This is a genomic window from Fluviicola sp., assembly GCF_030151805.1.
Taxonomy (GTDB): domain Bacteria; phylum Bacteroidota; class Bacteroidia; order Flavobacteriales_D; family Crocinitomicaceae; genus Fluviicola.
Genome location: NZ_JASLCN010000275.1, coordinates 1 through 8,239 on the forward strand (window position 1 = coordinate 1; position 8,239 = coordinate 8,239).

Genomic DNA, 8,239 nt, shown 5'->3' on the forward strand with positions numbered 1-8,239 from the left:
ATTGTTTCAGAAGTCTTGAAACTACTACACGGGCAGTTCCCAATTCATTGGCCAGTTGTTCGTGAGTGATATGCAGAACCTTGTTTCCGGTTAATTCCGCTTTTTTGTTCATTAAAACCAACAAGCGTTCGTCTACTTTCTTAAAAGCAATGGCGTTCACAATTTCCAAAAGCTCTTCGAAACGTTTGTGATACAAGCGGAAAATGTAATCCAGCCACTGTGGATACTCCCGGATAAACAGGGAAACTTTATCAATGGGAAGAAAGAGGATTTCCGCATCTTCTTCCACTTCGGCTTTTACCTTGCTCGTTTCATTGTGAAGCCCTCCCAGGAAAGACATGATACAGCTTTCACCTGCTTTGATGTAATAAAGTAAAATTTCCCTTCCGTCTTCCTCTGTCCGGATGACTTTCAATGTTCCTTTTGTTACGATCGGAATAGAACGGATGTGTGCCTGTTCGTCCAGAATAATTCTTCCGGCTTCGTAGGTTTTGCGAATGCTGTTCTGATTCAACTTTTCGATAAGTTCAGGTGAAGTTTTGAATTCTTCGATCTGTTCCAGGTTTTCCATGACATAAAGTTACGATTTTGATTGAAGGGCTTTCCGATCGGCATCCGAACACAAGTTATTTTAATTACGTCCTTTTCACTATTTTCGCTCATTCGGATTCAATGGATTTTTCACAAGTAAATACCGCAGATTTTATTCATTCCTTGTCAGATATGCCAAGGACGGATATGTTGGTGAATTTGCCTGAATCTGCCAATGGAGTGATTTACCTGGAAGAATTTCCGAAGGAGAAATGGTCCGTTGAAGTGAATAGTCACTGGAAATCGGTGTTGCAAACCGCAAACCGTTTCCGCCTGGAAGCAGATGTCAATTCACTTTGCCTGATCGTTGGCTCACTTGCATCCGATCTTCCGAACCGGGAAGGAAAATCTCCTTTATGGATTGTTCCTTTGAACTGGAACTACCAGCGAATCACCAATACCCTGCAGCTCGAATTGAACGAAGAGCTGGCAGAAGTGAATCCGTATGTGAAATTTTTGTATTCGGAATTGTCCGGGAAACCGTTGGAAGAAGCTCCGGAAGAGTTGGAATTTTCCGGGAAATTTGAACGGATTAAAAACCTTCTGGAGGAATTGAATCTGGGATTGAAAGTGAACGAAGAATACATCATCGGGAATTTTCACTACCACCGTTTTCACATGCTGCGGGAATTGGAAGGAATTGAACAATCCGGAGCCAAAAAACCGCTTGTGAATCAATTGCTGGGCAACGATTTCGAAGCTCCGGAAAAAATGCATCTCCCGAAAGGTTTGTTAAGTGCCGCGGATGTGGATCAGCAACGCGTTTTTCAAACGTTGGAAGAAAAGAACGTATTGCTGCAAGGCCCGCCAGGAACAGGGAAATCGCAGGTTTTAATCAATATTCTTGGAAAATCGGTGAAAAGCCAGCTGAAATGCCTGACGGTTTCTGAAAAACGTGTGGCACTGGAAGTCATTGTGAAGAAGCTTTCGGAAAGAAACCTGGGTGCTTTTGCCTTTGTGATTCACAGCCAGACGAAATCCGCAGATTTACTGAAACAACTCAAAGAAACCTGGAATTTATTGGAAACAGCAACCATTGATTCCGGGAAAAACCTGCACCTTTCGGAACAGTTGCATGCGAGCTTGCAGTTATTACTTGATCGTTTGAACCTGCCGGATTATTTTGCGGGAGTTTCTTACCGAACATTTTGTGATTTGGTTCTGGAAACCCCCATTGATCAAAGTAAATTCTCAACACTGATTCCTTCCATAGATGAGTGGCTCAGGGTAAAATCCGATGTTCAGGAATTGGATGAGAAACTATCCGGCTTTTCCATGCTGAGAGGTTTGAGAACACCATTTTTCGAACAGTGGAACGGATATCAGCTGGCGAAAGGTTGTTTGTTTCAATTAAAGTATCTGCAGGAAAAGTTGGGAGAACTTCATTCGCTGAATGATCTGGATAAATTTATTTCTGCACTTGGCCGTTGCCAATTGGTGGAAAATGAAAACTACAAAGTCTACAGTGGTCTGGCTTTTAAACCCAGGGAATGGAAAAAATTTCAAAAGCAGGTTCAGGAGTTTATTGTGCTGGAAGAAAAATTGAATGCAGAGAAGTCTGAAACCCAAATCTGGAAACAAACGCCTTCAAAAAGTCAATTGGATTCCTGGGAAAAAGCAGCTTCCTGGTTGCAGCTCCGAAAACGCAAAAAAGCCATTACAAGTTTATTAAAAGATGCTTCGGTGTTGCCTGAAATTGCGCTTTCAAACTGGAAGAATTATTTGGAGACAGCCGCAGAAATGAAAACATTGGAAAGGTATTTCACGGAGTTGGGATTGAACCCCACAAGACACGAACTGGAGCTGGGAATGATCTATGCTGCGGGTCTGCAAAGAGAAAGCGGAACCTTGTTGAGTGAAATCGCGGCATGGACTTCAGATCAGCGAAAACAGCTGATTGAACTTGGTCCTGAATTGAAGGAATTGAGATCCAAACTGGTAAACTATTTTAAAATAGATCAGAATCGTTCTTTGGAATCGTTTTTAATACAGAAAAAAACAGACTTTGTTGTTCTGAGCGCAGTATATGAAACAGTCAAAAAAATGCCTGCGTTCTTCTTCGAATTGATTGAAGAAGTGAACTCCTGGAAAGAGTTGCAAGCGCTGATTTTGTTTGGTTCTCTCCGGAAAATAGAATCCCTGAATCCGGAATTGGTCAAATTTTCAGGAGAACTGCTGCATCAGCGGCTGGATCAATTGATTGAAACAGAGAACGAAGAACAAACCGATTTTGCCGAATCAATTCGCTATCAGATTCAACGGCAATTTGCGGATTTTGAAGAATTGTTGCGAACACCCGCACAAAAGCTCACTGCAAAACAAAAAGAGCAAAAAGCGAAACTGAAGAAAGGAAAATCCATTCTCGTGAAGGAATTTGCGAAAAGCAGAAATAATCTGAGTATCCGGAATTTGTTGGCAAGCGATGCAAAAGAATGGATTCAGTTGCTGATCCCGGTTTGGCTGGCAACTCCCAACCAGGTGGCAGATCATTTTCCGTTGGAAGAAGAATTGTTTGATTTGGTCTTATTCGATGAGTCGAGCCAGATTCCATTGCCGAATGCCCTGGGATCTTTGTTCCGGTCGAAAAGAGCACTTGTTGCGGGAGACGAACAGCAAATGGCTCCAACCAATTATTTCGGAAAGAACTTCGGTTTTCACGATTTGCTTCACCAGGCAGCATATTATTTCGAAAGAGTGCCGCTCCGGCATCATTACCGCTCCGAAAACAGGGATTTGATCCAGTTTTCCAATACGCATTTCTACAAGAATGAACTAATCGTTTATCCTTCCTTTTCTCAAAAACAGGTTTTGTTTCATCATTTCATAGCGAATGGAGTTTTTGAAAACCGCAAAAATGTGGAAGAAGCACAAGCAATTGCCCGTTTTCTGGAAGCATTTTCGAATTGGGAAGACCAAACTTTGGGAATCGTTGCTTTTTCGGAAGAACAACTGAAAGCCATTTGGTCGGAATGCTCTGCCCGTGTCCGGGAATTGCTCACCATTGGTCAGGACGAAGGAAAACTCTTTTTCAAAGCCCTGGAAAATGTGCAGGGAGATGAAGCGGATGTGCTCATAATCGGTTTGGGTTATGCCAGAAATGCGGAAGGAGATTTCCACATGCGTTTCGGACCGTTGAATCAGGAAAATGGGTATAAAAGACTCAATGTATTGCTGACGCGCGCCAAAAAAGAATTACACTTTTTCAGTTCGGTGAGTTCCCGCGATTTCCAGTTGTCGGAGAATGAATCGGTGAATTTGCTTCGGAAATTCCTGGTCAACCTGGAAGAAAGTCAGAGCCTCAAACCCCAAACGGTTTTTCCTTACAGGCTCGAATCGGAAAAGATTGACGGGGAATCTGTTTCCTTCAAACACATCTATGCAGCCATTCCGAATGCTTCCGATCTGACAACCTTCCACAGGGTTATGAAGCAGCGCGGGTGGAAGCTGAATTATTAAGTGTTGTTTTCTCTTTGATTGCTCTGTTGCTTGCCTTTATTTAAAGGGTTCGTTTTTCTTGGCTTTTTTTGTACATTGTGAGTCTAAAAAACTGAAAATGAAAAAACTACTCTCCTCCATTTTGTTCATTTCATGTATTACTCTTGGTTTCGGACAGAATGAAATTACCACCATTCAACGCTACCTGCAGGAAAATGCCTCCAAATGGAATTTGAAATCAACTGATTTTGCAGACCTGGAACTGGTATCAATTGCCTCCTCCAAAGCTCCGAATACCAAACATCTGAAGATGCGTCAAACCAAAAACGGAGTTTCCGTTGTAGATGGGTTCGGCATCGTAACCATCAAAGACCGGCAGCCGGTTCATGTCACCTCGAATTTTGTTTCCGTCTCGAATCCGGTAAATCAGGTTTCTTTATCGGCAAATGACGCCTTAAAAAAGGCATTGGATCATTTAGCAATTTCGTATTCATCCTTCAAAATACTGAAAAGTGAAAGGAACTCGTTTCTTTTTTCCAAAGACGGGCTTTCAAGAGAAGCCATTCCGGTGAAATTGGTTTTAGGATCTGACAACGGGCAGTTGCTCTACTTGTGGGATTTAAGCATTTATCCTCTGAATTCGGGACATTGGTGGTCCTTGAGACTGAATGCGGAAACCGGGGAAGTGATCTTCCAAAACGATTGGATTTCTCATTGCTCATTTGAACACGGTTCCGGTGAAGCACATCAGAATAACGAGCAATTAGTGTGTCCTCCACCGCCTCCACCGGGAACAGATCAATACATGGTTTATGCTCTTCCCACAATCAGTCCTGCTCACGGAAACAGAAGTTTGGTCGTAAATCCTTCTGATCCGACTTATTCTCCGTTTGGCTGGCACGATACGGATGGACAAATGGGTGATGAATATACTACGACCAATGGAAACAATGTATTTGCCTCGGAAGATATTGACAACGATGATATTCCCGGATACTCGCCTGATGGTGGAGCGGCGTTGAATTTCAACTTCCCGTATGATTCTGCTGTCGGAGTGCAGGGAAACCTGGACGCCGTGATCACGAACTTGTTCTACATGAACAATATGATGCACGATATCTGGGCATATTACGGTTTTGATGAAGAAAGCGGAAATTTCCAGGAAACCAATTATACCGGAGCTGCTTTGGGACAAGACGCCGTTTATGCTCATGCACAGGACGGAAGTGGAACCAACAATGCAAATTTTGCAACCCCGCCAGACGGAATGTACCCATACATGCAAATGTATTTGTGGTCGTCGAACAATGTGCCGGATTTATTAACAGTAAACGCTCCTGCATCCGTTTCAGGTTCTTATACCTGTTCAACGGCAGGTTTTGGTCCACCGGTTCCGATGACTCCGATTACGGAAGATGTTGTTTTGGTAGTAAATTCCGGAACGGATCCGAATGACGGATGTGGAATCATTTCAAATGCAGCCGCGATTAACGGAAAAATTGCTTTGGTGCGAAGAGGAAACTGCAACTTTGCAGATAAAGTAGAAGCTTGTCAGAACCTGGGAGCAGTTGCTGTGATCGTGATGAATAATACGGGAACAGGAACGGCTGCAATGGGAGGTTTTTCAAATACGGTGACTATTCCATCCATCATGATTTCAAAACCAAACGGAGATCTGCTTGTAAATCAGATTCAATCCGGAAACACCGTCAATGCAACGATTGTGAATCCGGGAGATTTGGAGGCTACGGATTCCGATTTTGACAATATGATTATTGCACACGAATACGGTCACGGCATCTCAAACCGTTTGGTTGGAGGAGCAGATGATGCAAATTGTTTGTTCAACGAAGAACAAATGGGAGAAGGCTGGTCTGATTGGTTCGGATTGATGCTTACACAAAAAGCTTCCGATCAGGCAGGAGATATCCGGGGAGTTGGAACCTACGTTACAAACGAGCCCAACAACGCAACAGGAATTCGCCCGGCTCCGTATTCCACAGATTTTGCGATCAATGATTACACGTATGGCAGAACGAATGATGCTTCTTTAACAATGCCGCATGGAATCGGGTTTGTTTGGGCAACCATGTTGTGGGATTTGAATTGGGCTTTGATCGACAAGTTTGGTTTTGATCCGAACTTGAAAACAGGAACAGGAGGAAACAATGTCGCAATGGCATTGGTAATTGAAGGCCTGAAACTAACATCGTGCGGACCTGGCTTTGTTGATGGGAGAGACGGGATTCTGGCAGCTGACCAGTTGCTTTATGGCGGAGCTAATAAATGCTTGATTTGGAAAGTTTTTGCGCGGAGAGGACTTGGCTACTCTGCTGTTCAGGGAGATTCTCAGAACCGTTCGGACCAGGTAGAAGCATTTGATATGCCCATGTCTTGCATCCTTTCTACCGGTGATTTACAGGGAAATAAAAAAGTCCTGGTTTACCCGAATCCTACAAATGGAATGTTGACAATCAAGAACCCGGATTCAATGATTCATAGTATTGAAATCGTTGATTTGAGCGGAAAAACGGTTTGTGAAAAAACGGCTTCAGGAAACGATGTGACGATTGAAATCGATTCGTTAAAGAAAGGATTATACCTGATGAAAGTGCTTTCCGAAAACGGATATGAAGTTGTGCGAATTGAAAAATTATAATAGAAGATTCAGATAATTACCTGCTCTGCGCTCTTTGCCACTTTGCGGTTCAAACTTGTGAGCATTTATTTCATAAAACGCAAAGAACGCTAAGGTATTAACTCATAGTTCCTTTACTTCGAAACCCGCTTGAACAAGATATTTTGTAAGAATCCGACCTGATAAGATTGAACTTCAGCGTCGGATTTTTCTTTGTTTGAAGAGGTGACTTCGAAGTACAATTCATCTTTCCGCAGTTCATAAGCAGATGTCAATAGAATCCCTCCGGTTTCAAAAACAGAAAGGAGGCGCTTGCCAAACAAGTAGCCATCCAGTATGATTCCATCACCTTCATCTGTCTGATAATGATTCTTACCCTTATAAATCAAGCGATAATTCTTCGTAAGCGGCATTTTTTCGGATAAATAATCCATTTTCCAGCCGAAAACAGAATCGTTTTGGGGTTTTACTTCCAGGATCACAAAAACACTGTCTGTTAATCTTCCCTGGCTGTAAATGTGCATCATTCCTTTCCAGGTGCCGCTACATGCTTTCCCGAAATTACCGGACTGAGCAAGTGCGCTTTGTGATAAAAGTACCAGGAAAGCGCATTTCAAGATTGCGGATAGTTTGTTCTTAGTGCGCATCAAGCCAGTTATGAGCCAATTCCATTTCCACTTCCATTGGTACGGATAAAGAAATGGCGTTTTCCATTGCTTCCTTCACGAGTTTCTTCATGATTTCCTGCTCATCGTTGTGAACATCGAAAACCAATTCATCGTGTACCTGCAAGATCATTTTGGATTTGACTTTCGCTTTTTTCATCGCTTTATCAACCGCAACCATTGCCAGTTTGATAATATCTGCAGCTGAACCTTGAATAGGAGCATTGACAGCATTTCGTTCTGCAAAACCTCTGACCACTGCGTTGGCGGAATTGATATCCGGCAAATAACGGCGGCGCTGCATAATCGTTTCCACGTATCCGTTTTCACGTGCATCTTTCACCGCTTTATCCATGTAAGATTTGATGGTCGAATACTGCGCGAAGTAGGAATCAATAATCTGTTTTGCTTCCGTGCGGCTGATCCCCAGATTCTGAGAAAGCCCGAAAGCAGACTGTCCGTAAATGATTCCGAAGTTCACTGCTTTTGCTGCGCTACGTTGATCTTTCGTAACCGCATCCAGTTCTGTATGGAATACTTTTGAAGCCGTTGCGCGGTGAATATCCACTTTGTCTTTAAACGCCTGAATCATGTTAGTATCATTCGCCAAAGCAGCGATAATACGCAATTCGATTTGAGAGTAATCCGCCGACATCAATTGAAAATCTGCTGATCGTGCAATAAACGCTTTCCGGATTTCCTTACCGCGTTCACTGCGAATCGGGATATTCTGTAAGTTCGGATTATTGGAACTCAAACGCCCCGTTGCAGTAACCGTTTGCATGTAACTGGTATGTACTCGTCCGTCTACCGGATCTTTCATTGTCGGAAGCGGATCCACATAAGTCGATTTCAACTTCTTCATCTGGCGGTAATCCAGGATGCACGGAATGATTTCGTGGTCGTTTTT

5 protein-coding genes are annotated in these 8,239 nt (G+C 43.1%); 2 read left to right on the forward strand and 3 right to left on the reverse strand.

Going from position 1 to position 8,239, the window contains the following annotated elements; translation table 11 throughout:
• Window positions 1-571 (reverse strand): Crp/Fnr family transcriptional regulator (locus Q1V93_RS10475; RefSeq protein ID WP_300664458.1); only part of this gene is annotated, 571 nt, incomplete at its 3' end.
• A gap of 101 nt (window positions 572-672) precedes the next feature.
• On the opposite strand from Q1V93_RS10475, the gene Q1V93_RS10480 reads away from it, so the two are divergent.
• A complete protein-coding gene (locus tag Q1V93_RS10480) occupies window positions 673-4,047 on the forward strand; it encodes an ATP-binding protein (protein ID WP_300664459.1) in 3,375 nt (1,124 codons plus the stop codon).
• A gap of 97 nt (window positions 4,048-4,144) precedes the next feature.
• Window positions 4,145-6,685, forward strand: a complete 2,541-nt coding sequence (locus tag Q1V93_RS10485; protein ID WP_300664460.1) for a T9SS-dependent M36 family metallopeptidase — start codon at window positions 4,145-4,147, stop codon at window positions 6,683-6,685.
• 113 nt (window positions 6,686-6,798) lie between these two features.
• On the opposite strand, the gene Q1V93_RS10490 is transcribed toward Q1V93_RS10485, so the two are convergent.
• Both Q1V93_RS10490 and Q1V93_RS10495 read right to left on the reverse strand, forming a co-directional pair.
• Entirely contained in the window at window positions 6,799-7,311 is a 513-nt protein-coding gene (locus tag Q1V93_RS10490; protein ID WP_300664461.1) for a hypothetical protein, read from the reverse strand.
• A partial coding sequence (locus Q1V93_RS10495) for a DNA polymerase (RefSeq protein ID WP_300664462.1) occupies window positions 7,301-8,239 on the reverse strand: 939 nt, incomplete at its 5' end. The genes Q1V93_RS10490 and Q1V93_RS10495, both read right to left, overlap by 11 nt.